A 26272-nucleotide genomic window follows, 5' to 3' on the forward strand; every position below is an offset into this window, starting at 1 on the left:
ACTATTAAATACTACTAGAATCGTACGATTCGTGTAAATAATTATTTTAATTTACCACCATTCGGTGCATTGTCAATATATATTTTCACAATATGGGATTAATTGGGTTGGTTAATATGAATATAAAAGAAAAAATTGGTCAAAGAATTCAAGAAGAACGGATAGCAAAAGGATTAACTAGAAAGGCCCTTGAGGAGTTAACTGATGATCTTAAACAATCAAGAATTAGCAATTGGGAGCGAGGTGATAGAACTCCAGGGCCTGAAGAAATAAAACAACTTGCTAGAGCACTAGATATTTCACCTGCTTATTTGATGTGCCTAACCGATGAGAAACGTCCAAAAAAAATTCCAGGATTAGGGTCATTGGTTCCAATGCTCGATCATCAACAAGCCTGCGATCCTAAAGAATTCATTCAAAGGGTTAGGAACGAACATAATTCAGATGAAATAAGCTTTATACCGATTTCTTCTGAGCTTAGTACTCGTCTTGGAGAAAATGCATTTGCTCTAAAAATGAAAGATGAGAGTATGCACCCTGAATTAAGAGTTAATGATATTTTGATTATTGATCCCAATTCTGAACTGCATCCAGGAAGTTTAGTTGCAGCACAGCTTAACGAAGAAAATGAGGTTATCGTGCGTAGATATAAACAACTAACCTTATCAAAAGAATTTAATCCATTTGAATTGCGGGCCGAAAATGATAATTGGGGGAATATAAAAATTGATAAAGTAACTGACGCTATAATTATCGGCGTTATTGTGTGTGTTGTGAGGTATACAGGGAGATACTAATACATTTAGCCTAATTAATTCGATTTACCAGTGAAATGTTAACGGATAGTTCTGAGATTTTTTATAAACCACTCATGTTACGCACGTGAACTTGCAGTTTGAATAAAAAGCATTAGAATTTTGCCCTTAATTTTAGGGAGTGAATTCAATGGATATGCTTGATCTTTATTGTGATTATTTAATTTTCCAAAACAAATATGCGACTGCTACCGGGTTATCTGATTTGGTTGATGGAGCATTTGCTCATAACAAAGTAACACGATTTCTTCGTTTTGAACATTTTGGTTCAAAATCACTTTGGCACTATGTCAAAAAGCCAGTTAGGTCACAAGAAACAGTAGGAGGAGTATTGATACTTGATGATTCCATCGAAGAGAAGCCCTACTCTGATGAGAATGAAGTGAATTGCTGGTATTACTCTCATGCTAAAGGGACTGTACTCAAAGGGATAAACATCTTGTCTTGCATGGTTCGTTACGCTGACTTCAGTGTATCCATAGGATATAAGGTGATTAAAAAAGATATCGCTTATTGTGATATTAAAACCAGACAAACCAGAAGAAAATCATCAGTGAACAAGAATCAATTATTTCAAAGCTTGATTGCACAGGCTATTACCAATAAGGTGATGTTTGATTATGTGCTAGCTGACAACTGGTTTGGCTCGAAGGCCAATATGGTTCACATCCATAAAGACCTTCAAAAGTCGTTTATCATTGGAATCAAGTCTAACCTAACATTAGCCTTATCTGAAAACGATGCCAAAAACGGGCGGTACCAACAAGTAAGAGCATTAGAACTTGAAGAGGATATACTGGCTTAAAGGCCTAGACCTCCCCGTGAGGCTCCTGAAAAAGGTTTTCAAAAACGAAAATGGCTCAACAGGAATTCTCTATCTTGTTTCAAATGACATGCAAAGTAGTGCCGAACGTCTTTATGAAGTTTACCCTGGCGGATTGAAGAGTATCACAAGTCAATTAAGCAAAATGCAAGCTTAACCAAGTCCCCAGCTCGAATCGTCATAACACAGTGCAATCATATTTATGCGTCTATTATTGCTTACTGCAAGCTCGAAATGCTGAAGATAAAAACCCAATTAAATCACTTTGCCATTAAGTACAAAACTAATTGTTAGAGCGAACCAAATTGCCTGGCAGGGGCTTAAAAATATTGCTGCTTAAAATTGATCGTGGGTAACATGAGTATTTGAGCTAAAACCTTAAAGTAATTTTCTGCTACACTTAAAATACAAACTGTCTTCCAAGGTTAGGTATGCGCTACCTCTTTATTTTGATAGCTCTTCTATCCCAACCACTTTTTGCTAAACCATCCGAAGCCATCTTTGCTGGTGGTTGTTTTTGGTGTGTTGAAGCCGATTTTGATAAAGTTCCTGGGGTTTTAGAGACTATTTCAGGCTATGATGGTGGTACTGAGCCTAAACCTGGTTATGCATTGGTCTCATCGGGTAAAACTGCTTATGTGGAGGTTGTGCGTGTTGTCTATGATAGTGACAAAGTGACCTATAAACAATTACTGGATTTTTATTGGCGTCATATCGACCCAACGGTACAAAACCAGCAATTTTGCGATGTTGGTAAGCAATATCGCAGTGTCCTTTTCTATTTAAATGACGATCAAAAAAAAGCAGCTTTAGCTAGTATTGATGGAATAAAAAAACGATTTCCTAAGGTATATACTGAGGTAATTCCCTCTACAACGTTTTATCCTGCAGAAGACTATCATCAAGATTATTATCAAAAAAATCCAATTCGTTACAAATATTATCGTTACAATTGTGGTCGTGATGCACGAATCAAGGAGTTATGGGATGAAAAGTCTCGTTAGTTTCATTGTAAGCTTGTTTATGCTAAGTACTGCCATGGCCTACACGCCTGAATTTAACAAACCCGAAAAACTAAAACAGCTTACGCCTTTGCAATACCAAGTGACTCAAAAGGCTGCTACAGAAAAACCTTTCGATAATCCCTATTGGAATAATGAACAAGCCGGAATTTATGTGGACATAGTTTCAGGAGAACCTCTGTTTAGTTCTCTGGATAAATATGACTCGGGAACCGGTTGGCCTAGTTTTACAAAACCCATAAATAAGGCAAATGTTATTTTAAAACCTGATAGACACTATTTGTTTTTTGTGCGAACTGAAGTGATTTCTAAAAATGCGCAATCTCATTTAGGGCATGTATTTAATGACGGCCCAAAACCTACCGGCGAACGATATTGCATGAATTCGGCAGCATTGCGATTTATCCCAAAAGATCAAATGAGCAACGAAGGCTATGAAGAGTATTTAACTCTGTTTAAATAGATTGCTTATGAAACTCATAAAGCCTGTGCATCGCTGTCCCTATCACTAACAAAGAAAAGATCATTGCTAAACTTAGGAAGTGGTTTGGCCAAAGCATCATGGCTATAAAAAAAACAAAGGCTTCAGCTCTTTCTATTAATCCTGGACTGTAATGAAAACTTTTTTCTGAATCATTAGTCTTAAAAATACCCACCACAAGAAAACTCGTGATACAAAGTAGTATACTCGCCATCATTAACAAAGACCCAAGACCTCGCTCATTAGGATTAATAGCCCATAAGGCAAACACAACACCCACCTCAACCACGCGATCAGTCATAATATCCAATACACTACCCCAGTCAGAGCAATGGTTAGTCAGACGAGCAATAGTACCATCGAGGGTATCACAATATCCAGACAGTAATAGTAAACTAATGGCCAGATAGGGTAGGTTTAGCCACAGTGCGGGTATTACTAAAAGACCCAATACGCCAGAAAAGAAGGTGACTTGATTTGGGGTCACTCGCTCTATCAACACAGGAGTGATTGGATTGACACAAAGGCGTTGATACAATGGCCTAAGGTATTGTTCTATCATAGATTTATCCTAATTTATTTAGCCAACGAACAAAAGTTCGAATTTTAGAAGAAAATATAAACGGCCTATAATACTCTCCCGCAACTCGCTTACTAATTTCACTAAAAGTGGGATACGCTGCAATCGCATCGGTAAAAGTTCGCAAATTTTTCCCTTCTTTAACGGCTATAACCCAAGGTAAAATTAATTCACCTGCATGAGCGCCCACTATGCTCACACCCAAAATTTTAGCTTTTTTACCGGTTATGATTTTAATTTTGCCATTTACTTTATTTTCCGCTTGGGCTCTGTCCACCTCGGCGAAGGCAAATTCTGTGATTTTTAAAGTGGGGTCTTTTAAAGCCTCACTCGCCAATAGGCCCACATGGGCTAATTCGGGCTCAGTATAAGTCACCCAAGGCACCGCTTTGTAATCTATTTTTGCAGGCCATTTAAAAGCAATATTTCTCAATGCAATACCCGCTTGATAACTAGCCATGTGCGTAAATTGATGAGGCCCTGTCACATCGCCTATGGCGTATATTTTTTTATTAGTGGTTTGAAGTCTGGCATTCGTGTTTATCCCTTTGGTGGTGTATTGAACGCCTGCTTTTTCCAAATCGAGCCCGTCCACATTAGCCACACGACCTGTTGATACCAACAAATGCGACCCAGTGATGGTAATTGGGTTGTCCTGGTTTTCCAAATGAACACTAATAGTCTTATCAACACTCTCTTCTATTTTGTCAATTTTAATGTGTTCATAAAGTGCTATCTGCATCGACTCAAGTTGACTTCGAATAATAGCCACGCAATCGGCATCATCCTTAGGAAGAATAGTAAAGGCTTCTAAAATGGTGATTTTAGACCCAAGCATTGCAAAAGCCTGAGCTAATTCACAGCCTATAGGACCTCCGCCGATAACAATCAAATGCTCAGGTTGTACTTTTAGGTTAAAGATGGTTTCATTAGTTAAGTAAGAGACCTTGTTTAAGTTCTGGATAGGAGGGATGGCCGGAGATGAGCCGGTAGCAATCACAAAATGTTTGGCCTGAATAATTTTCCTTTTTAATTTAAACTGTTTAGGCCCTATAAAACGTCCTGCTTCTTGAATAACCTGAACACCTAGAGAGGTAAAACGTTCCACCGAATCATTTTTGGCAATACACGCTATCACATTTTGCACCTGTTGCATCACTTGCAAAAAATCAATTTTCACCGATTTTGCCTGAATACCTAAAACAGTCGAATGTTTGGTTTGATAAAAGATTTTGGCAGTGTTCAATAGCGTTTTAGAAGGGACGCAACCGTAATTTAAACAATCACCTCCCATTTTGTTTGGTTCAACCAATACCACTTGTAATCCCAATTGAGAGCAACCTGCAGCGATACTTAAGCCTGCAGAACCCCCGCCAATAATGGCCAAATCACAAAATAAATCTTTATCTTTCATTTTTTCAGTACCCTGTTTACCCTTTTTTTTGTAAAAAACAGGAATCAAAGAAAGAGCGGCTAATCCTAATAAAGGTAGAATAAATTTGGGTTCAAAAATAATCCCCAGATTAGGCTGAAGGCTTGCTGCAAATAGTTCGCCCAATCCATTACCAACAGACACATAGACAATAGAGCCAGGAATAATTCCTATAAAAGTGGCTATGATAAAAGTATAGGCGCTCACACCCAGTAAGGCAGAAACGATATTAATCACCCAGAAAGGAAATAATGGGATAAGTCGCAAGGTGAGCAAATAAGAAAATGCATTGTCTTTAAACCCAGAACGCATCCGCTTAACCCAACCTGAAGCACGCTTGGAAAACACTTCGCCTAAGGACGATTGGACTGCAAAAAAAAGAATCGTTGCACCTAAAGTGGCACTTAGAACCACCAAAAAAGTTCCCCAAAGTATTCCAAATAAGAAGCCGCCTATTAAAGTCAAAAAGATAGCACCTGGAATAGAGAGAGCTACGGCCACTGTATAAATTAGTATAAAAACTAAAGAGGCTAGATAAAAATGTGATTTTGTCATGGCTATAAGCCATTCATGATTGTCTCGTAAATTGGCAAAACTTACGTATTTATTTAAGCCTAAACCAAAAAAAAGACCTAATAACACTATTATTATTAAAAGGGGAAGCCACGATTTTATTGCACTAACTTTCATTAGATGATGTCCTTTTCATTATTCACATAACTCTCCTATTTACTTATCAGGAGTTTTTGACTTTCGGCTAAAATGAAAATCCTTTTTTATTTGCCAATAGTGACGTTGAGCTTTAATTGGCATCAAAAGTAACCGTATAAGACTATTATCTGATGGCTTGGAATAGCCAGGCACACCAATTATGATAGCTTGTTGGGGAATATCTAATTTGATTGTTTGATGCAACCTATCCCAAAATGAAAATACAACCCCATAATTACTATTGGTTTCATCTAGATAATTGGAATGATGAATGCCATGCATTCTTGGAGTAACGATAATTTTATTAATTAGCCGTTCAAAGCGAAAAGGCAATTTGATATTGCTGTGTTGAAAAAAAGTATGTGCTTGAAAAAAAAATTCATAGCAAAAAAAGAGTAAAGGACTCACTCCAATCAACCCTAATTGCACCAACCTAAAGAGACTCGAATACATAATTTCCACACAATGAAAACGCATAGCGGTTGAAACATCTAAGTCAGGATCAGCGTGATGCACGACATGGAATCGCCACAATAACGGAAGTTTATGATTTAGAGTATGCCAGTAGTAAAAGCTTAAATCCATTAACAAAAACCCAAGTACAAACAGTACCCATTGATTAAAGGGAAGCATAGAGAGAAGACCCAAATCATGGCTAAAGGTGAAAAGGACTGTGACTTTTGCTAAGGGGCTAATTAACAGGCTTGCGATGACATAAACCAAGACGGTAAAGGTGAAATTAATCGCTAATCGCTGCAATAATGGGCGAGTTGCTTTTCTTAAAGGCCACTTTTTTTCTAAAACAAACAATGACAAATAAATAAGAGTAAGAATGAGTACTAAGTAATATTGTACTGTACTGTAATTGATCTCAGACATTAGTTTAAAAGGCTCGTGAATTGTTTCTATAAACTTGCCTATAAAAATGGCTCAAGTCAATCCAATTATAATTATCTTTATTCATAGTCATCATTTTTCTCTTAAATTAGTGGTAGTTGTTGGACTGAAAATATTTTTCTATTTTCAATGTGTCTCTGTAAGAGTAAATGGTGTTCTTGCTTACATTTTTTTGTTTGGGTAATTAAACAGTAAGAAATTCAGTAAGATATTCTGCAAAATCAGTTGGTTTCATCGTTATCGCCTTGCAAATCAGGGATTATTCCTGGGTACCTAGTCTCCATTTTCAACTTTATATCGGGAAACACATCGATCGTCATACGAAGGTAATAGTAACTGTTCGAGGAAATACACCTACCGCAGAATTTAAAATTTTCTAAACTAAGCCTCTCAAAAAGAGGAGCTAGAAATGAAATCAAAAGAAGAATACTGGGAGCGTCTATTTAAAGGATATGAGCGAAGTGGGTTATCGCAAGAAGAATTCTGCAGCGAACAAGGCATTCCTATTGCAAAATTCAAGTATCAATGGCGTAAAAAGTTTGGCGCAAGGAGCAATAAAACTACAGTGCAAAATAGTTCTGAGAAACCCGGTGATTTTGAACCAGTACTTATTAGTAAAAATGAGTCTGTTTCCCCAGAACCTGTAACGAGCCAATCTATTATTATCCAATTTCCCAATCAGATTTGCTGTGAAGTACAAATAGATATCAAGAGCCGAGATTTTTCCTCCTTACTGAATCAATTGAGGTTGCTATGCTGATTCCAGAAGAAGTACAGGTTCATTTATATTGCGGCATTACTGATATGAGGAAGTCGATTAATACGCTGGCGATTTTGGTCAAAGAAGTATTCGGCATGGAACTGGAGCCAGGGCATTTATTTTTATTTCGTAGTCGCTGTGGCTCCAAACTCAAAGCCCTGTACTATGAGGCGTGTAGTTTTACTTTATGGTACCGTAGGCTAGAGAAAGGACAATTCATTTTCCCTCGTAGCCATATTGAGTTAACAAAAGACCATTTAAATTGGCTGATAGCTTCTAATAAATACACGTTTCATCAAGGAGAAGAGCCTGTAATTTATCGCGATTTTCATTAAAAAAAGCTCAGAACATCATGGTGGATATGGTATAATTCCACCATGAAAATGACTCCTGACCACTCTATTTTTTCTTCAGAATTTCAAGCGATTCTCGTCCCACTTCAAGATGAAAATCAAGTCTTAAAGCAAGAAGCCCAGGAATGGAAAGAGAAATACCATCATCTTCTTGAGCAATTGCGCCTGGCCAAACAGCAACCCTTTGGTCGCTCATCAGAAGCCCATATAGGGCAAGGCGAATTGCAATTTGATGAAGCGGATTCGGTTGAGAGCACTGAGCTTCCAGAAGAGGAAAATACCATTACGGTAACCTACACCCGGAAGAAGCCAGTCAGACGCCCAATACCTGCGCATTTACCTCGTGAAGTAATCGAGCACGATATTACAGAAGAAGAAAAATTCTGCGTCTGTGGGTGTATGAAGCAACGTATTGGGGAAGCAGTTACCGAGCAGTTAGAGTATGTTCCAGCGCGTCTTTCTGTCATTGCCCATGTTCGCCTTAAATATGCCTGCAATCGTTGTGATGAGGCAGTCACTATTGCCCCTATGCCTTCGTTATTCCTTCCTAAAAGCATGGCTACTCCAAGTCTTGTAGCTCATGCCATCGTTAGTAAATACGAAGACCATTTACCTTTGTATCGCCAGGAGAAAATATGGGCTCGATTAGGGATTGAGATGCCAAGAAACACCGTATGTGGCTGGATAATGGCGGCATACGAGGTGTGTGAACCCATGGGACAAGCGCTTCATGGGGAACTTATTACATCGAACTATCTACAAGCAGATGAAACCACTATGCACGTCATGGATGAGCCGAATCGAAAGAATACCAGCACCAGTTATATGTGGGTCTATCGTAACCACCGGCCCGATAAAAAAGTAGTTCTTTTTGATTACCAGCAAACAAGGCAAGCGCAGTGGCCCAAACAAATACTTAAGGATTTTAAGGGCTATCTGCAAACTGATGGGTATAAGGGCTATGATTGGGTGGATGACCACCCGGATATTATCCATTTGGGGTGTTTGGCTCACGCCAGGAGGCCTTTTGCTAAGCTTGTAAAACTGGCTAAAACCACGGGGAAGTCGTATCAGGCTGTAGCCTACATTAAGAAACTCTACCTTATTGAGCAGAATGCCCGTAACAATCACTATTCTCATCAGCAACGATATGAGCTTCGCTTGCAGCAGGCAAAGCCGATTCTTGACGAACTGAAAAGCTGGTTGGATAAAACCATCAAAACAACAGCCCCCCAATCGGAACTGGGCAAAGCTCTCGATTATATGTATGGCAGATGGGGTGAGCTCACCGCTTATCTTTTGGATGGTTCCCTTGAGATTGATAATAATCTCATAGAAAACCTCATCAGGCCCTTTGCTTTGGGCAGAAAAAATTGGATGATGTCGGGTAGTCCAAGAGGTGCCCATGCCAGTGCATTATTCTATAGCCTCATTGCAACGGGTAAAGCTAATGGGCTCAATCCCTTCCATTACTTGAAAATTCTTTTTGAAAATATCAGCTCTTGTAGAACAGCGGAGGACTATAAGGCTCTCTTGCCTTTTAACCTGACAGGATTAAACTAATTGTTCCTTTCCATGCAACCCGTATTTCCACGAACGTTTACGTTCTATCTAAAATTTTTTTGAAGATTGAGGCATCTCAATAACCAATTTTAAACATGAGTTATTGACACTTAGATATTTAGATGAATTTTTAAAATAGTCATTCTGGTGAGCTTGTGCTGCTCTCTTGAAAAGCGATAGTTTGATGATCCTTCCAAGCATATTTTATTTTTTAGTACTTTTAGTAATTAAAGACAGGCATGCGCTTTGTCCTTGGGATTACTCCTCGATTTGCAAGTGTAAACCCACCCTTTTTAGTGCCAAGCTAAACTAGAGGTTTCCGGGTGTTTGCTTAATCGGTATTGAACAGGCGTCATGCTGTTTAAAGCCTTATGCGGCCGTTCCTCGTTGTACTCCTTTATCCATGTTTGTGTGATTTCTTTTACCTCCGTTAAATTTCTGAATGCGTACATATTCAAGACTTCCGTTCGGTAAGTCCGGTTGAACCGTTCTATATAAGAATTTTGCGTAGGCTTTCCCGGCTGGATGAACTCAAGTTTGATACCATGTTGCTCCGCCCATTCAGCCATCGCGGTTGAAATAAATTCAGGACCGTTATCCAGTCGCAATTTCTTGGGGTAACCTCTTAACCCAGCAATTTGATCCAGTTCACGAATGACTCGCTTTGATGGGATATTTAAATCGATGGCGATCCCCAGCAATTCCCGATTAAAATCGTCAACAACGTTGAATGTTCGAAAGCGTCTGCCTGTCATCAATGAATCAGACATGAAATCAGCTGACCATGTCTGGTTTAATGTATCTGGAACAGCTAATCTTTCTGGATTGCGGCTCGGTAGCCTTTTTTTACCCTTGCGACGCAAATTCAGTTTTAAGCTCCGGTAAATTCGATAAACGCGTTTATGATTCCAGGCCAAACCTTCCTGCCTTAATTTGTCAAACATCATCTGAAATCCGTAGGAAGGATAGTCTTCAGCCAACCGCTGCAGAGCTGCAATGACAACCTGATCACGAGTGAGATCAGGCTCATATTTATAAGAACTTCGGCTAAGACCAACTACATTGCAGGCTGTGCGTAAACTTGCCTGATGGTATGTTATTGCATAATCCACGAGCTCTCGCTTTTCGGCTGGCTTTAAAGCTTTTTTTCGATAATATCTTTGAGAATCGTATGCTCTAAACTGAGGTTGGCAAACATCTGTTTCAGGCGCCGATTTTCTTCTTCCAAATCCTTCATTCGTTTGATGTCTGAAGCTTCCATTCCACCGTACTTTGCCTTCCAATTGTAATACGTTGCATCGGAAATACCGTATTCCCGGCAAACATCCTTTACTAGTCTGCCTGTCTCTACCGCTTTCAAAATACTGATTATCTGGCTTTCGTTATATCTCGATTTCTTCATCTAATTCTCCTCGGGTCATCATTATACCCGGAGAACTTTAATTTTGACTGGTCCAATTATAAGGGAGGATTACACAAGGCTTCGAAATCTATGCATAATAACATTACATTAAAAATACGGAAGAGCCGTGAAAACATATGGACAACAAATTTCTATGGACGATCTAAACCAATATAAAGCAAAACTTTTAGACTCAACAAGTGACGTTGTTCTAATTACAGATAACAATATAGACAACCCTATAATTCAGTATGTAAATAAAGCTTTTGAGAATCTAACTGGCTTTACTAAAGAAGAAGCGATTGGTCAAACGCCTCGCATACTGCAGGGCTCAAATACTGATAAAAATACGCTAAGACGCATAAAAAGATCACTGGTTCTTAAAAAGCCTGTTCGTGTTGAACTTCTTAACTATACTAAAGATGGCCGAGAATATTGGTTGGATTTTTCAGTAGTTCCACTATTCGATGATAAGGGCGAAGTTTCCTATTTTGGTGCGATAGAGAGAGATATTACCCAACAAAAAATCTCGCAGAATAACTTATACGAACTTGCAAATAAAGATCATCTCACAGGCGCAATTAATCGAAATCGCTTTTATGATGTTGCTGCTGTATCTTTTGCTAATCATCTCAGGAGCAACCTAAACTTTGCGATTATGGTCATTGATGTTGATAGCTTTAAACATATTAATGATACATTTGGGCATTTAGAGGGTGATGAACAGTTAAAGTTAATTTCATCTATATGTCTCAGTAATATTCGACAGACAGATTATTTATGTCGATTCGGTGGAGATGAGTTTATAGTACTGGTTCATGGAGTAGATAGCGATGCATTAAAAATTAAAGCGGATTCAATTATAACTGCCATATCAAATAATCAAGACATCAAAACCAGTGTAAGCATCGGTGCAACATTAGTAGATAAAAAGGATACGAATATTGACGATTTAATTGCTAGAGCAGATTTAGCACTCTATCAGGCTAAGAAAAAAGGGAAAGGCAATGTGAGCGTCCTTTTGGGGTTAAATGCCTAGTGATGTAATCAAGCAAATTTGTACACCCCAGTTAAGCCACTTTTTTTCAATAACTCCCAATAACGATTTTCAAATTGATTCGTACTTTGATAATCCTACAACCAGGTGATTCCCTTATCACCATATTAACTTGTTGAAAATAAAATTCACTAGAGTTAAATGAATTATATATCTCTTCCATAATTTAATCCGATTGTATTCTCAGGGTAATTTACCCTGCTTTCTAAACCTTGACCAAGAAGCTCATGGGTCATAAACACATTTTCTGCTTCCTCGGCAAACACCCTTTTGGCTTTATCAGATAATTCAACCCGTATTTCCCCGAACGCATACCCTAAATACGGGTTGCATTGATATTGATGCTTTGCGCTGAAGCAAATCAAGCCCATTGGGTAATTCTATTCATCTTGGCATTATTTTTTATTCTGGGAAGAATTCTTCATGCTTATGCTTTTATTTATAATAAAAAGCATTTCAAATTTCGTGTGCGGGGAATGGTTCTGACGTTTTCTGCACTTTTTTCCTTGCGGTGTTAAACATTAGTTTAATACTTTATAAACTCGGGTGATAAAACAATTATTTTTTTACCCTGCATAAATCTGTTCAAAGTATTTACTTTTTCTGAGCGGGCAATCTATTAGAAAAAGAATTATTGAGATCGCTGGACTTATTATACTCAGAAGCATTATGCACACCAAATTTGATTTAGGCAACATCGCCACGCGAAGATGCCAATAATCCAAATTTCTTAGAAATTAAGTGGTCAAGAGATAGTGAACCCGGGCCATAAAATAAAATCAAAGCAAGCAGCATAGCCCAGTAACGATGGTCTATTAAATCGAGATAGGTAAACTGAATGACAGCGGTCATAGCCAGTAAAGGCAATGTTGCAAGTCTTGTTGCAAACCCAAAGATAAGAAGTACAGGGCAAGCGAGCTCAAAAGAGGTTGCAAGACAAGCAGTAATTTCTGGAGGCACAAAAGGAACTTTATACTCTTCCCTAAACAAGAAGACGGTCGACTGCCAGTTTGATATTTTAGTCATGCCAGAATACCAGAAGATTTTAGCCATCCAAAAGCGCATGAATAAAACAAGCACAGGAAGGGCAATTTTCTCCAAAACCTTTGTAACTAATAGATAAATCTGAATGATTTTAGAAATGAACGGCTTATTTATAGAAGTCTCTACCGAATTATTGAGCATTATTGCCTCCGGTTTTAATGATATTGTCGACCAGCTGCTCCTGTAACACAAAAGCAACTGCTGAAGTTAAGTCAAAATTTTGATTGATTGTTTGTGCATACTGGACGCTCTCTAAAAGCTTTGCACCTTCAAATAATTTCTTTATGAAATGCCACTGATCTTCGGCAATCCAATAGGTATGTATTTCGTTTTCCTTACAGCCAATAACACCATAAGCTGCTTCTGTCTTAAGGGTAATTGCTTTTGAACTACAATTCTCAATGGTATCATGAATATCAAACAACGGGTATTTGGACTGAAAAATACAAACTGAAGGACAAAAATTCAGTTTGATATGATCTATTTCCTCTTCGGGGATGGTCATTAAATCTTGAGGAGAAATGGACTTAGAGTCTACAGCCCCATACGCCAAATGTTTGAGCCATTCATAGTGGGCATAATCACTTAAATAGGGCAACTCAGACAGTTGCTGTAATGTGGATAGAAAGTCAGGGAAATCTCCACCAAAATCATCAAGCCAGCCTGTCTTTGGTAAGTACTTATCCTTTTTGCAATAAGTATAGGCAACACTATTGGCACACTCATTGCCGATTAATTTCCAAACGCCTGGATAAGTAATCCTCAAAGCATTGATCATATTTTCAAAAATAGTCTGACGATAAACATCTAGCCGTTCTTGGGAGAAATCCGAGCTTATAAAACTTAAATCATCGTCTTTTTTAAAGACATTTCGATAAAAAGACTGTTGTAACTTAAGTAATTCATGCATTTGCTACCCCCCTATTAACTTTGTAAGACGAGAGGTATGACTCGCATTTTGAAGCTTCCTCAATTAAAATATTGAGAGAAGGGATGTCTGCATCCCATTCAAGTAAAGTTGGTATAGGGCCAAATCTTTGAACAGTATAATCGTATAGAGCCCACACCTCATCACACACATAATTATTGTGAGTATCTATACGCAGAGTACTATCGTTTGACAATTCTTTTATGGAATGACCAGCAATATGAATTTCTTTTACTAAATTAAATGGAATAGAATCAATGTACTCTTTGGTATTCCATCCGTGATTCCAGGATGAGATGAATAGGTTATTCACATCGAGCAGAATCTTGGCACCTGTTTGATTGCAAAGCTCCACCAAAAAATCGGATTCATGGAGCCTGGATGACTTATATTCTATATAGGAAGATGGGTTCTCAATAAGAATTTCTCGTTTTAAAAAATCCTGTGCTATCGATATACTACGCTTAAAGGTGTTAAAACTTTCTTCTGTATAAGGCACTGGAAGTAAATCAGGCATGTGTATGCCACCAACATGTCCCCATGAAAGATGCTCAGAAACAAATTTAGGCTGCACCTGATGAACAAGATTCGATAGACGATCCAAATGGACTTTGGAGATACCATCGGATGAACCCAAAGATAGCCCAACACCATGAAGGCTTATCGGATAATATTCGGAAATATTTAAAAGAGCTTTTATCTCATTTCCGCGGTTGGAGAAGAAATTTTCGCTATGAACTTCAAACCAGCCAATCGAAGGTCGCTCCTCTAGAACTTGTGTGTAATGAGGGTACCGAAGTCCAATACCTATTAGCGGGTTCAAAGTCATAATATACGAATCGATTAATTTGCAACTTCTATTTTATCTTTAATGTCTTGCCCAACAGCGCTAAAATCACCCGCATTTATTTTATCACATTGACCTTTTGGTACTAAGATCCACGATTCAGAATCACCTGCTTTATTTTGTCCAGCACAGGAGTGGGAAGAACCTTTGCAATCTGCTTTGTTTTCCTTAATTAATCCCTTGCCATCTTTAACAACGCTACATTTCTCCATTTCACCTTCAGCAAATGCAACACTAGTTGTTAAAGTTATCGCTGCTGCAACTGCTGTAAAAATTCCGCTTTTTATCATTTTAATGCTCCTTTATTAATATAACAGTTACATAACATGGTATTGGAAAATAATCATATTATTTCAGGACTATCCGATATGTTATCCTTTAAATGTAGCACCGATCAATTCGCTGTCAAGGTTAAACAAGTTTATAAATTTTCATGTTAAGGAGTAACTTGGGATTAAGATCCATCGTTGAGACTATTATTATTCTGTAAAATCCTTCCTTAAAATAATCAATACAACGCTAAATATTTGTAGAAAGAACGCTATTTCAGAATACAATTTATTACTACCTTCGATTGCAGTTGCTTTATTTTGAATAGTCACTTGATCAAGATATAAATTATCAATATATTCACCATAACGCTCAATTTCCTTTTTAACCTCTTTGACAATATCCGCTGTACTTGATGTTCCTGTTAACTCAGAAAAGTCTCTCAAATAGTCTTTTTTAATGACCTGAACTTCGACCTCATCTTTTACAGGTAAAACAGACAGAAGTATCGCGATATCAGCTCTGGTTTCTTTTTTTACTATATTGTTCCATACATCTTTAATGAGAATTTGTTTGTTCTGCGCTTGCATTTTCAAAGAAGATATAAGCAGCTCATTTTGTCTGATAAAGAAATATGAAATCACAGCTGAGCTAACCATCATGGAGAGAGCAAGAATTAAAACTAAATTACTAAGGTATTTACTTGTTTTACTCCTTTTTTTTTCTTTCATATTCCTTCTTCAGCTAATGAACATGATATTATCGATATATTAAGCTCAACGTTTTAATGAAAAGTTTAGGTGAATATTAAAAGATGTCAAGGCTTTCCCAGCCACGATTACTGGCTTACCGCTGACGGTAGTCTGTTTAAAGGCTATAGAGTCTGTATTAATCACCACAATTTCCCGAATCTTTACTTAATGAATACATACTCATTACATCATTTCCCCTTCCAAACTTCTTAATTCGAACCGCAAAACAAATCCGGATGCAAACTAAGTGGGGAGGAGGATTATATTAAAACAGTGCAACTTATTATAAGTCTTTAGGGTCGATGCCTTTAATTTTTGGCCAATTAATATTTGCCTTCTTTATGTTGCCAGGTATATTTTTTGCCCAAACATCTTGTGTTTTGCTGTTTAAATTTAGATACAGTGTTCCATCCACAATTCTCCAAGCTAAAGGATCACTCACTATTTTGCTCCCAACGGATACGCCATACGCGCAATATCCTCCATAAGCGGGAAGATATTTTTCAGGATTTGCAAGAAATGTTTTTTTGTTCTCTTGATTAGAAAAAATATAACTCACACCTTCATAATATTCCGTGTAGTTTCCGCTACCACGTACAGGCCCACCTTGTTGAAAATAAGACACAGGATCATACCCCTGAATACCCACCAAACTGTAGGAAATATCTGAAGCCCAGGCAAGAACTGGCATCATAAAAATAAATATTAATTGCGCTATATACAATGAGTTAAGTTTTTTCATCGCTGCTATCCTTATAAAAGTGTTAACCATATTTAAATCTTTTTACATTGAAGTGGCACGGAAAAACTTTCCCTGGACTTGCACCTGCCGCAAAACAAAGCGGCGCTTTTGTTGCAAAAAAATTGCGGCTCTTGTTTATAATAAACCATCCAATGCTACTTTTAATTACACACATTTAGGCAGCCTGGCGACCATTAGTAGAAAAGCATTAATAGTTGAATTAAATCATTTCAGCTTTTATGGAGCGCTTGCCTGATGGTTTTGAGGATTTGTCCATGTATCCTTCCTTGTAGGAGCACGAAATAAATTCTCTGTGCTGTCCAATTGAGTATGGTCCTTTTTTACTTTTAGAGCAAATAATTTACTTATTACCTCCATTAAGAAAAAGAAATACAGATAGAAAAAACCAATGATTTTAATGAATGACTAGAAACGAGGCATAATAGTGTTTTAGACAAAAGGATTCAATTGATGGACAAACAATTGTTCCTCAAGCCAAACATACAATTTTTTTACCAAATAGCTTGCCGCTTTCTCATCCTTCATTTCATAGATTAATTGTTCACAAATTTCTATGAAAGAAGCCTTGTTTTGGATTGCCTTTAACATATTTAGCTCTAACTTATCCAGTAGATAATATCTTATTTGAAGTTGGCGGCGCCAAATGACTAAAGATTGTGAATGAGCCATTTTTTTAGGACGAGGAGGATGCTTGTAACCATTTCTTGATGCTTTAATGAGGTCAAAACTGTTCCAATGCATTGATAATAAATGACAAGATGGATGAAGATAAAATTTCATGTCAGGCCATTCGCTTCCAGGCACAAGATGTAACTCCGTTGTTGTAAGTAGCGTTGCGTCAGCTGCTGTAAACGCCTGCGCTTCAGCCCATTCGTAGGATGCAATTTCTCCTAAATGCGGCCTTTTATTATAGGGTGGTTTTTCAGACAGAAATTTACTTAGGTGTTGACCAAAAAAATTAAGAGAATAGCTGTATGAGGGGTATAATCCCACATAATCTTGACACATTTGACTGAACTCATCTTGACCCATTAATACTGCTAACGTTTGATAATCACTTAATAGTGTTTCTTCAAGCCTGCTATAAAATCCATCAGTGTATATCGCTATTCTGTCAGCAATACAACCTTTTGGTGGCAGTTGTAAATAGGGTTCAATAAGCGGTTCATCGCTCAAAATAGAGTTTTGTAATAATATATAGAGATCATCAGATGGTTTCATGCACTAAGCTCACTTTTGCTTTGGACAAGCTTGTTTGCTTGATTTTTTTTGCATAGTCTAATTCCTGCCATAGTTCTTCAAATGTTGGAATATGGTCATCTCGTTCAATCATGGTTGAAATATCACCAAATCGGTTAATCGCTTTAGCATATAGCTCCCAGACTTCTTTGATAACTGGGTGATCGTGTGTATCAATAATATATTCACCACAATTCATATGGCCTGCTAAATGAAATTGTTGGACCCGGTTTACTGGAATATGGTTTAGATAAGTTTCTGAATCAAAACCATGATTAAAAGCGCTTACATAGATATTATTAATATCCAATAAAATGAAACAATCTGCTCGATTGGCTATTTCAGATAAAAACTCCCACTCAGTCATTTCAGATTGTTTATAAGTGATATAGCTGGAAACGTTTTCTAATACTAGTTGCCGTTGATAGAAATCTTGTACACTTTTGACCCGTTCAACAATATGGCTAATCATTTTCTCAGTATAAGGAAGGGGTAATAGATCATGCATATTTCGTTGATGTACACCAGTCCAGCACAAGTGATCGGAAATCCATTTTGGCTCTATTCGGTCAGCTAGTTTTTTAACTTTGCTTAAGTAGTCACTATTTAGTGGATCTGAACTTCCGATTGATAAAGAAACCCCATGCATAACCATAGGATAATGTTCGCGAATCTTATCTAAATAATAAAGTGGATTTCCTCCATCAACCAAGTAATTTTCCGTAAGAATTTCAAACCAATCGATTGTTGGTACATGTTCTAAAATATATTGATAATGTTCTGTTCTAAGACCAAGCCCCATACCTAGAGGTGGATAGGGTATGCGAACCTCTTGACTCTTCTCCATCGATTGTACCATCCTGGCGGTAGTTCCTATGAGTATTGATGCCTCATTCAAGACATCAATAGTTATATCAATACAGATTATGATTTACATTTGTGGTTGCTTTTACAATTGCTACTACCTTTGCAGCTGTTCGTACCCTTACAACTGTTAGTGCCCTTGCATTTATTAGTGCCTTTACAACTATTATGGCTAGTTTTACACTTATTTGTACCCTTACAATTATTAGTCCCTTTACATTTGTTAGTGCCTTTACAGCTATTATGCCCCTTACAACTGTTTTTTTCTGACTTCATCATAGTAGTATTACTACCTGAGTTAGTCTCTTGGCTTGCTGCTGCATTTACGCCAGAGGTAAATAAAGCCGCGGCTGCAGCTGCTATAATTAAACTTCGCTTGTCCATTTTAAGCTCCCTGTTGATAATATTATCCAGCTTAAAGGTAGCTGATTAATTGATAAATTGCAAAAACCAGGCAAAACCACTCAACTGCCTAAGCTCTGTTTATCAAAGGCAAATCTTGTTGTGAGCCATAAACTTGGCATATTACTTCACGTTATTTTCCTGCATTTTTGAATAGTGGCAAATACTTACCATAACCTCTTTTCTGCAGATCCTTGACTGGAATAAATTCCAGCGCCGCAGAATTCATGCAAAAACGTTTATTGGTGGGCGGAGGGCCGTCATCAAAAACATGCCCCAAATGTGATTTTCCATGTTTGGAAATCACTTCAGTCCGACTAGTAAACATGCTGCTATCATCTTTATATATTATGTTTCCAGGTTCTAGCGGTTTGGTAAAACTCGGCCAGCCAGTCTTAGAGTCATATTTATCGAGCGAAATAAATAATGGTTCACCGGTAACAACATCAACATAAATACCCTGCTCTTCATTATTCCAATAAGCATTATTAAACGGGGATTCTGTACCCTGTTGTTGAGTAACATTATATTGAATTGTTGATAATTTTTGTTTGATGACAGCATCTGAAGGTCGTTTATAGGCTTGTTCTGCATAGGCTGTCAAAGAGGCAACACTCATGAAAAAAAATAACAAACCTTTGATAATACGCTTCATGGTGGTTTCTCACTGATTAATGCTCTAATCTTAAGTATAGTCAGAATTCCGAACAACAGAATTCCGAACAACTGTCAATTTCCTTGACGTAAGTTATATGGTCTGCTACAAATATAAAGGGCAAGAGGATACTGTCGTATTCCAATCTATCCAAAAATAAGGAGAAGTATCGTGCAACGTATTAAAAAAATCTCTATCGCTAACGCACAAGGCAAAGCCAAAGAGCTACTAGAAGGCACAAAAAAAGCTATGGGCACTGAATTAAATCTATTCAGCACATTTGCCAACTCACCAGCGGCACTGGAAGCCTACATTGGGATTATGACCTCTCTTAGCAAAGGTGCTCTTAACCCTAAACTACGCGAACAAATCGCATTGGTCTCAGCAGGTTATAATGGCTGTAACTACTGCGCATCCGCTCATACCTATCTTGGAGAAAAAGCAGGGATTAATAAAGATGAACTTAAAGAAAACCTCTCAGGAAAATCGTCTGATAAGAAAACACAAGTGGCTCTCAATTTTGCTACTCAACTGATTGAACGTCGTGGTGGGGTGAGTGAGTTCGACATCAAGACTGTCCGTGAAGCTGGATTTAGTGATGAAGAAATGGTTGAAATTTTAGCGCATGTAGCGATGAACACTTTCACTAACTACTTCAACGAAGCATTCAAGACGGACATCGACTTTCCTGTCGTTGATACCCATAAAGGACGTAGTGCAGCATAAATTATTCTAAGGGGTGGCTTAAAAACCACCTCCTTAATAGAAAATCCAAATTATATTTTGCCCCAAATACAAACCACCCTAAGATTCAATCCTCAAGTTTTTATTCTTGACTTTATAGAACGTCGATTTACAGCGGTTGAACTGGAAGATCCAGAGATCTCGAAATACCAATTGACTCAATGGACAAGCTTTTTGGTATCTACGTTTTTATTTTAGAACAAAAAACATCAGAGAAAAAGTTGCCATTCTTATTAGCGATCAATTGCCCCACACATTTTTCCCGAAATAGATACTATTCTATGGCGGGATATTTATCTTTTAATTGTTCGTGTCTTCCCAAGCTAGACTAGACATCATTATTATAAAAAAATCAGGACCAGAAGAAGGAGTATATATTCGTGCTGGAACCACAAATAGAAAAGCTGACACAGAAATGATTAAAGAGTTAAATCGCATAGTCAGCAATCAAACTTTTGATGAGCAACCCTTAACTGCATTGAACTCCGAAGCGATAGACTTCAGAGCTGCTTTAGAGCAATTCGAAAAAATTAGGAAGATCAATAAGAAAGATCTAGAAACGGTCGTTATCTTAATGGATTATCAAGGCAAAAAAGTACCTACAGTTTCAGGGTTAATATTATTTGGTAAGGACAGAGCCAAAATATTTCCAGATGCATGGATTCAAGCGGGTCGATTTCAAGGAACAGACAAGAGCTTGATTGTAGATAATGCTGAATTTCATAATTCTCCTGGAAAAGCAATTAAAGAAACAAGCTTTGCTTTTAATGAGGCTATACTGACGAAACAGCCCGATGCAAAGAACGTCATTCCTCCTCCATCAGTTGCCGTGATTAGCTGGAAAGCGAACACTCAGCGCGACGATCATTTTTGCCTTTTGCAGGACGTGGGGTGTATGGTATGGCAAAAGAAAAACAATTATGGTTTGCGCAGCCATATAGAGTTGGCTATTTTGCGTTACAAAAAAGTCATGGGGACAGCCATGAAAGCAAGGGAATTACCTCAGCAAAAAACAGAAGGTGGGATTGCTACGCGTGCTTTAAACCGAATCACTTCACTGGGTATGCCATTCTCTGTGAAAGTGAAGTAAAACCAATCCGGTTAGGTGAAATGTTGCCTAATTTTGATTTATTCAACAATGCCATATTGGATCATCCCGCCAATTATTTATAAATCCCATTTCAATTCCTGGAAACTGCTCATTTCTTTCAAATAGCTCAAAGAGCTTTATTTTCCAATTAGATTCAGGTGCAATTGTTTCTAATAATTGATCTATGATAAAAGCGATTAATTGAAAACGATAGTTACCATCAATATGGGTTTTAATAGGCGCATTCTTAGGTATTAGCGGAGGAATAACAAGCCATCTATTCCATAATCTTGAATGATGAGCACAGAGGTTCCTTGTATAGGTTAAACTTTTTATCCAAGATTCAATTACAGTTGTATGCTGACCTAAAAAAGAAGCAATCTCATTACGCACATCTTTCGACTGGATATTATTAAACATCTTAGAACAGACACCAAAGGAGAGTGCCTCAACCATCATCCAAATTGGTGGAAAATATGGTTTATCATAATTCTTATGATAATGTTGAATAAATAGTTCCTGCTTATTGGTACTAATCGTTTTAATTGTTTTTAGATAATCATCAAAAAAATCTCTTTCTCTATTTGCACCAGCTTTAGCCTTAAAATAATTTCGTTCTACATACCAAAAAGGATTAAATCGGATACTTGTCACATTGGTTAATGCCGCTCGAAATGCCACCTCTATTTTTTCAATTGCATCAGCAACAAGTAACCTTAGCTCTCTGTCAAATTGATAAAGCTGCCAAACTTGTTCAAATGTAGCGTTTTCTTTAAATTGGCGAGGGTTCTTTGCATTGTGGGATTGCTTAAAAGGCAAAAGATAGGATGATAAGCGATAATAACTTACTGTTTCCAATGCACGAATAGCTAGTTTTTGATCCTCAATCTGCAAACCCTGAGAAATTAAAAACTCCAGCTGTTGACTAACAGTAAGTGCAGGTTTCGTATAACTCTTTTCAGCCATAAAAAAATAACCCGTCGTGGTGCGCATCGTTGAGAGGCGTGACGGGCATGGTTAATCATATTATAGCGCAACCACTCTCAAATTCAAATACGCGTTTTGTATTTTTATTAACTCAGGTAATAAGAGATTATACCATTCAGAGTCAGTCTAATCAAAATACTAATAATCAACAATAGGACTCTAATGTGGCTGTATGTCGCACAGGGAAATATTGATTGGGACTGCCTAGCGCTGCCTGACACAACAGTGACGAAATCGTGCCGTAACAGTGACCGTTTGTAGTGTATTTGTGGCAGTTCTAGGCAGTAATTCGATGATTTGATGCATCGTAAGTTGTTGATTTATAATGTTTTCTATTATTGAGTATCAGGCTTCGAACCAAGGTGTCGGGGGTTCGAGTCCCTCCGAGCGCGCCATTTAATTTTATTTTTCTAAATCTATCCAACTGCTCATCAAGTGCTAGCCCATCTAAAAATGAACTAATATAGAAGAATACAAGAGAAGTAGATTAACCTTAGGGAGCTAAAAATGAATCATTATAGATTACGAGTAATGGATAAGGAAACAATAAAAATAATTAAAGATATCGGTGGTTATGAAAACCTTCTTGAAAATGGCCAGGATACTTGGGCTAATAATGAAGAGGACGCTAGAGTGAAATTAGTGGAGCAAAACATTTTTTCGAATTTTGGAAGAAACCGAGGACAACTACACCCAAGTAAAGAATGTTATAGGGGATTAAATGATATTTGGACTGACCCCAATAAAGTCGATATAAAACTTATTTGATTTTTGATTAGGATAGACCAGTTTTTCTGTATTCAATTTTTGAGCTACTCATGCAGATTAATCATTGTATAATTAAATACCTGGACGGGCGGAAGACTGGTACAACTTAGACGATCTTAACTCAATAAGCTGGAATTATGTTGAGATAGATTTTTTTAAGTTATCAGTGCTTCGGAAAAATAATAATAAAGAAAAATTGAGTTGAAAAGCATAGCTCTTGAGCTTTATATCAGCCAATCTGAAGTGACTAAAAGCACTGCCTAGTCCCTATAGATATTCATTATATATATTGTTTGTCAATAAAATGTTACCATCTTCATTGGTATATTTTTTTTCCATCTATTTTCTTCTTATTGCCTATCAAGGGAAATTCATTTTTATCCTGCAATTTCTTTATATTACCTCATAGTCATTAGGAGCAATTAGCTATTTCTATAGGATATCTATGAGCTACCAAACGTGCCATTATTGTTTAGAAATTAAAAATGATTTTTCATTAAGAGGTAAATCTCGAGCTAAAAATGGAAAATTCCTTTGCTATCATCTCTGTGCATCATGTACTCAAAAATTAATTAGCATTAATAGTTTCTCTGATAAAGAAAGTCGTCAGGTTTTTTTAAAAGTAGTAAAAGAAAACGCTCAAAAAATTCCTATATATGTTGAGGAATAGCATCCTTAAGATTGAGGTAATTTAAGAGCACACTAATAGGGACTGGTTCGAAATTCTTTTTCAATCAGATGTGTTTTGTTGTCAGTAATTTGACCATTGAAATTACCAAATTCTCCATCGTGTTGGGTTGGCACCAAATAAAAAGAGGGTCTAAATTATTCCCAGGAGCGTTTAATTTTGATGTCATCAAAATATATTTTTGCGGTATAGGTAAACATTTTATCTCGATATAAAGTGTATAAGCGCACAACAATTAAGAATAAAAATAAAATGTTTATGCACTCCTTTAACATAAATAAGATTGACTTTTAACCTTAAAGAGTAGTAACCTAGTCTCAGCTAGAAAATGTCTATTTTATACTCTCCAAATCGTCGTTTTATTCATTTAATCCCTCGCTCTGTAGTTTTTAATTCTTGACCGGTTTCCGGCTAAATTCGCCTATGCAGGCATTATAATAAATATAAGGATTACTTATGTCTAAAACAGTAAACGGAATCGTTAAATGGTTTAACGAATCAAAAGGGTTTGGTTTTATTGAGCAAGATTCCGGGCCAGATGTATTTGCTCACTTTAAAGAAATTTTAAGTTCTGGCTTCAAAACCCTCACAGAAGGTCAGCGAGTACAATTCATTGTGACACAAGGAGCAAAAGGCCTTCAAGCACAAAATATAATAGCTCTTTAATTTAAGTAGTTAATATTATTTAGCCACTATATCTCTCTGTAGTTTGTAGTGGTTACTTTGAGGAAACGACGGTGAGGCAAAATAAAGTTTATGTAGGCAACTTACACTTTGGAGTTACTGAAGAAACGTTACAAGCAGAATTTTCAAAATATGGAAAGATAGACGAGCTTCTTTTAATCAAAGATCGCTTTACTGGCCACATCAAAGGTTTTGGCTTTATAACCTTTAGTTCCCAACAAGAAGCTCAATCCTCTTTAGATATGAATGGGAAAATGATGGAAGGCCGTCCATTAAAAGTAACTATGGCCAAAGAGAAATACACCTCACGCGGACGTCATCGATAATTTATACTAGTTTTTAATATATTAAAGCTTTGCCCAGCAGACAGATTGTCCTATGCATTTTTACCTTTAATATCAAACCATTTTATCCATAAAAAGTAATCTGCAGCATTTATGGACGAGAAAAAGACAGTTATTGAACTGTGACAAAAACTTGTCTCCACTGTGGCTGTAATAGGCAGTTTTAGGCAGTTCTATTGAATTTGACACTTCACAATGTATTGATTTATAACGAATTTACAACTGAGCGTCATCACAAGCCCCTTTTATTGCGCACAATTGATATGACCCAGCTCGTATGGTATTCATAGCATCTCCTAGACTCGTGTTTTGAGATCATCTAAAAATAGGGTCGTGATGGTTTCATTTAGACCTAAATCGATTATCCCTGTGCACCCTATTTTAGACCTATATACCATGTAGATTGATATTAACTAAATACACCATGAATCAAATTTTAAGTGGCCGGAGCTTTTCTTTGATATGATAAAACAAGTATGTAATACATTAAGGTTTCCTTGATTCATTTGATGAATCAAAAGAAACGGTCGAATTTTAAGTGTTTTCTACATTAAGCTTTGACTTCGAACTTAGTTCTTATTAGATCGGACTATAGCCCTTTAGGGAGCAAACCATAGAAACCGAGGATCTCTCGTCGGTTTTAGAGATAGTGTACAAGCTGTAAAAAATGGGTACGTTTACAGCCTAAACTCCCGCTATATCTATAGTATTCATTTGTACATCCATTTGCTTAGTACCACGTACAATGGAAACAGTGACTTGATCCCCTACTTTTATTTCCGTAAGCATATTATATAACGCATCATAGTTACGAACTGGTTGACCATTAAGTGCTACGATAATATCACCTACTACGATTCGTCCCCAATCATCTCGATAAGTAGCTCTTAAATGCGCCTCAGCAGCTGGGGTATTAGGTAAAACATCTGCAATCAAGATCCCTTTAGTTATACCTAATTGACGTGCAATCGTAGATGGAGCACTTTGAATACCTATGCCAGACATACCACTCGCCCGTTTTTAATAATTTGCGTTACGATACGTTCAATATCATCAGCTGGCACAGCAAAACCAATACCAGCAGATGAACCCGATGGAGAGTAAATCATTGTATATGCCAACTAACTGCCCAGCACTGTTCAATAAGGGGCCGCCAGAGTTACCAGGATTAATTGGCCGTCGCCCATCTGTGAACACAACTACTTTAGGTGATGCATCATGAAAAACTTGTACTGTATTTTGTTCATCAGGAAGAGGAGAGTCTAGATTTAAACCATATCCTGGGAAAATCAAAATAAAGTTTTTTT

29 protein-coding genes and 2 pseudogenes are annotated in these 26272 nt (G+C 37.3%); 16 read left to right on the top strand and 15 right to left on the bottom strand.

The window, feature by feature from the left end; all coding sequences use genetic code 11:
• Positions 1–116 precede the first annotated feature (116 nt).
• The 4 genes and pseudogenes from ACWTEW_RS30340 to msrB (ACWTEW_RS30355) all read left to right on the top strand — a co-directional run bounded on the left by ACWTEW_RS30340 (position 117) and on the right by msrB (ACWTEW_RS30355) (position 3123).
• Entirely contained in the window at positions 117–797 is a 681-nt protein-coding gene (locus ACWTEW_RS30340) for a helix-turn-helix domain-containing protein (protein ID WP_207385675.1), read from the top strand.
• Between the two features lie 148 nt (positions 798–945).
• Positions 946–1978: pseudogene (locus ACWTEW_RS30345) on the top strand (IS701 family transposase).
• A 91-nt stretch (positions 1979–2069) separates the two neighbouring features.
• Positions 2070–2642: a peptide-methionine (S)-S-oxide reductase MsrA gene (gene msrA / locus ACWTEW_RS30350; RefSeq protein ID WP_131774940.1), complete on the top strand. Its 573-nt coding sequence runs from the start codon at positions 2070–2072 to the stop codon at positions 2640–2642.
• Complete coding sequence (gene msrB / locus ACWTEW_RS30355) at positions 2626–3123, top strand: peptide-methionine (R)-S-oxide reductase MsrB (protein ID WP_165482901.1); 498 nt, start codon at positions 2626–2628, stop codon at positions 3121–3123. Before msrA ends, msrB (ACWTEW_RS30355) begins: the two co-directional genes overlap by 17 nt.
• Here msrB (ACWTEW_RS30355) and ACWTEW_RS30360 read toward each other — a convergent pair.
• Genes ACWTEW_RS30360 through ACWTEW_RS30370 form a run of 3 tightly spaced genes read right to left on the bottom strand, consistent with a single transcriptional unit; the run spans position 3116 to position 6743 of the window.
• Positions 3116–3703, bottom strand: coding sequence for a CDP-alcohol phosphatidyltransferase family protein (locus tag ACWTEW_RS30360; protein WP_131774942.1), 588 nt, complete (start codon positions 3701–3703; stop codon positions 3116–3118). The genes msrB (ACWTEW_RS30355) and ACWTEW_RS30360 overlap by 8 nt on opposite strands.
• 4 nt (positions 3704–3707) lie before the next feature.
• A complete protein-coding gene (locus ACWTEW_RS30365) occupies positions 3708–5843 on the bottom strand; it encodes an FAD-dependent oxidoreductase (protein ID WP_131774943.1) in 2136 nt (711 codons plus the stop codon).
• Between the two features lie 39 nt (positions 5844–5882).
• Complete coding sequence (locus ACWTEW_RS30370; protein WP_131774944.1) at positions 5883–6743, bottom strand: sterol desaturase family protein; 861 nt, start codon at positions 6741–6743, stop codon at positions 5883–5885.
• A 427-nt stretch (positions 6744–7170) separates the two neighbouring features.
• Here ACWTEW_RS30370 and tnpA point away from each other — a divergent pair, with 427 nt between their 5' ends.
• The 3 genes from tnpA to tnpC are packed head-to-tail and all read left to right on the top strand — an operon-like array spanning position 7171 to position 9437.
• Positions 7171–7521 (top strand): IS66 family insertion sequence element accessory protein TnpA, encoded by a 351-nt coding sequence (tnpA, locus tag ACWTEW_RS30375; RefSeq protein ID WP_131774945.1) that lies wholly within the window; start codon positions 7171–7173, stop codon positions 7519–7521.
• Positions 7515–7856 (top strand): IS66 family insertion sequence element accessory protein TnpB, encoded by a 342-nt coding sequence (gene tnpB / locus ACWTEW_RS30380; protein ID WP_131774946.1) that lies wholly within the window; start codon positions 7515–7517, stop codon positions 7854–7856. Before tnpA ends, tnpB begins: the two co-directional genes overlap by 7 nt.
• A 42-nt stretch (positions 7857–7898) precedes the next feature.
• Complete coding sequence (gene tnpC / locus ACWTEW_RS30385; protein ID WP_131774947.1) at positions 7899–9437, top strand: IS66 family transposase; 1539 nt, start codon at positions 7899–7901, stop codon at positions 9435–9437.
• A 293-nt stretch (positions 9438–9730) separates the two neighbouring features.
• On the opposite strand, the gene ACWTEW_RS30390 is transcribed toward tnpC, so the two are convergent.
• Positions 9731–10839 (bottom strand): IS3 family transposase gene (locus ACWTEW_RS30390; protein ID WP_131774948.1). Its coding sequence is split into 2 segments (ribosomal slippage): positions 9731–10587 and positions 10587–10839, totalling 1110 coding nucleotides; the frame shifts between segments, so codons are not numbered across the junction.
• Between the two features lie 127 nt (positions 10840–10966).
• Between ACWTEW_RS30390 and ACWTEW_RS30395 the strand changes: the two genes are divergently transcribed.
• Positions 10967–11878, top strand: a complete 912-nt coding sequence (locus tag ACWTEW_RS30395; RefSeq protein WP_131774949.1) for a sensor domain-containing diguanylate cyclase — start codon at positions 10967–10969, stop codon at positions 11876–11878.
• 356 nt (positions 11879–12234) lie between these two features.
• Complete coding sequence (locus tag ACWTEW_RS30400; protein ID WP_341273503.1) at positions 12235–12414, top strand: MAPEG family protein; 180 nt, start codon at positions 12235–12237, stop codon at positions 12412–12414.
• A gap of 169 nt (positions 12415–12583) precedes the next feature.
• Here the strand turns inward: ACWTEW_RS30400 and ACWTEW_RS30405 are convergent, their stop codons facing one another.
• From ACWTEW_RS30405 to bufB (ACWTEW_RS30440), 8 genes are all read right to left on the bottom strand, one after another.
• Positions 12584–13081 (bottom strand): DoxX family protein, encoded by a 498-nt coding sequence (locus tag ACWTEW_RS30405; protein ID WP_061489745.1) that lies wholly within the window; start codon positions 13079–13081, stop codon positions 12584–12586.
• On the bottom strand, positions 13071–13850 hold the full coding sequence (locus ACWTEW_RS30410; RefSeq protein WP_131774951.1) for an HvfC/BufC N-terminal domain-containing protein: 780 nt from the start codon (positions 13848–13850) through the stop codon (positions 13071–13073). Before ACWTEW_RS30410 ends, ACWTEW_RS30405 begins: the two co-directional genes overlap by 11 nt.
• Positions 13843–14697: an MNIO family bufferin maturase gene (gene bufB / locus ACWTEW_RS30415; RefSeq protein WP_131774952.1), complete on the bottom strand. Its 855-nt coding sequence runs from the start codon at positions 14695–14697 to the stop codon at positions 13843–13845. Before bufB (ACWTEW_RS30415) ends, ACWTEW_RS30410 begins: the two co-directional genes overlap by 8 nt.
• A 14-nt stretch (positions 14698–14711) precedes the next feature.
• Positions 14712–15005 (bottom strand): BufA1 family periplasmic bufferin-type metallophore, encoded by a 294-nt coding sequence (bufA1, locus tag ACWTEW_RS30420; protein ID WP_061489742.1) that lies wholly within the window; start codon positions 15003–15005, stop codon positions 14712–14714.
• 189 nt (positions 15006–15194) lie between these two features.
• Positions 15195–15716 carry a hypothetical protein gene (locus ACWTEW_RS30425; RefSeq protein WP_131774953.1) on the bottom strand — a complete coding sequence of 174 codons (522 nt, stop codon included), beginning with the start codon at positions 15714–15716 and terminating at the stop codon, positions 15195–15197.
• A 304-nt stretch (positions 15717–16020) separates the two neighbouring features.
• Positions 16021–16479 carry a YHS domain-containing (seleno)protein gene (locus ACWTEW_RS30430; RefSeq protein WP_165482902.1) on the bottom strand — a complete coding sequence of 153 codons (459 nt, stop codon included), beginning with the start codon at positions 16477–16479 and terminating at the stop codon, positions 16021–16023.
• A gap of 450 nt (positions 16480–16929) precedes the next feature.
• On the bottom strand, positions 16930–17721 hold the full coding sequence (locus ACWTEW_RS30435; RefSeq protein ID WP_131774955.1) for an HvfC/BufC N-terminal domain-containing protein: 792 nt from the start codon (positions 17719–17721) through the stop codon (positions 16930–16932).
• Positions 17708–18586 carry an MNIO family bufferin maturase gene (gene bufB, locus ACWTEW_RS30440; RefSeq protein WP_131774956.1) on the bottom strand — a complete coding sequence of 293 codons (879 nt, stop codon included), beginning with the start codon at positions 18584–18586 and terminating at the stop codon, positions 17708–17710. The genes ACWTEW_RS30435 and bufB (ACWTEW_RS30440) overlap by 14 nt, the downstream gene beginning before the upstream one ends.
• Positions 18587–18676: 90 nt before the next feature.
• On the opposite strand from bufB (ACWTEW_RS30440), the gene ACWTEW_RS30445 reads away from it, so the two are divergent.
• Positions 18677–19036, top strand: coding sequence for a hypothetical protein (locus ACWTEW_RS30445; RefSeq protein WP_265678076.1), 360 nt, complete (start codon positions 18677–18679; stop codon positions 19034–19036).
• Positions 19037–19138: 102 nt separating this feature from the next.
• On the opposite strand, the gene msrB (ACWTEW_RS30450) is transcribed toward ACWTEW_RS30445, so the two are convergent.
• Positions 19139–19660, bottom strand: coding sequence for a peptide-methionine (R)-S-oxide reductase MsrB (gene msrB / locus ACWTEW_RS30450; RefSeq protein ID WP_131774958.1), 522 nt, complete (start codon positions 19658–19660; stop codon positions 19139–19141).
• Between the two features lie 171 nt (positions 19661–19831).
• Between msrB (ACWTEW_RS30450) and ACWTEW_RS30455 the strand changes: the two genes are divergently transcribed.
• Together ACWTEW_RS30455 and ACWTEW_RS30460 are read left to right on the top strand one after the other, a co-directional pair.
• On the top strand, positions 19832–20386 hold the full coding sequence (locus ACWTEW_RS30455; protein WP_131774959.1) for a carboxymuconolactone decarboxylase family protein: 555 nt from the start codon (positions 19832–19834) through the stop codon (positions 20384–20386).
• Positions 20387–20714: 328 nt separating this feature from the next.
• Positions 20715–21494 (top strand): hypothetical protein, encoded by a 780-nt coding sequence (locus ACWTEW_RS30460; RefSeq protein WP_242605416.1) that lies wholly within the window; start codon positions 20715–20717, stop codon positions 21492–21494.
• 42 nt (positions 21495–21536) lie between these two features.
• Here the strand turns inward: ACWTEW_RS30460 and ACWTEW_RS30465 are convergent, their stop codons facing one another.
• Entirely contained in the window at positions 21537–22460 is a 924-nt protein-coding gene (locus tag ACWTEW_RS30465) for an Abi family protein (protein ID WP_165482904.1), read from the bottom strand.
• Between the two features lie 528 nt (positions 22461–22988).
• On the opposite strand from ACWTEW_RS30465, the gene ACWTEW_RS30470 reads away from it, so the two are divergent.
• The 4 genes from ACWTEW_RS30470 (at position 22989) to ACWTEW_RS30485 (ending at position 24947) form a co-directional block, all read left to right on the top strand.
• On the top strand, positions 22989–23249 hold the full coding sequence (locus tag ACWTEW_RS30470) for a hypothetical protein (RefSeq protein WP_454781718.1): 261 nt from the start codon (positions 22989–22991) through the stop codon (positions 23247–23249).
• Between the two features lie 445 nt (positions 23250–23694).
• A complete protein-coding gene (locus tag ACWTEW_RS30475; protein WP_454781719.1) occupies positions 23695–23919 on the top strand; it encodes a hypothetical protein in 225 nt (74 codons plus the stop codon).
• A gap of 474 nt (positions 23920–24393) precedes the next feature.
• The gene (locus ACWTEW_RS30480) at positions 24394–24603 is read left to right on the top strand and encodes a cold-shock protein (RefSeq protein ID WP_454781720.1); all 210 of its coding nucleotides are present in this window, start codon (positions 24394–24396) and stop codon (positions 24601–24603) included.
• 71 nt (positions 24604–24674) lie between these two features.
• A complete protein-coding gene (locus ACWTEW_RS30485; protein ID WP_454781721.1) occupies positions 24675–24947 on the top strand; it encodes an RNA recognition motif domain-containing protein in 273 nt (90 codons plus the stop codon).
• A gap of 702 nt (positions 24948–25649) precedes the next feature.
• Here the strand turns inward: ACWTEW_RS30485 and ACWTEW_RS30490 are convergent.
• Positions 25650–26162: pseudogene (locus tag ACWTEW_RS30490) on the bottom strand (S1C family serine protease).
• Between the last annotated feature and the right edge of the window lie 110 nt (positions 26163–26272).

The sequence above is a fragment of the Legionella stuttgartensis genome (genome assembly GCF_977063405.2).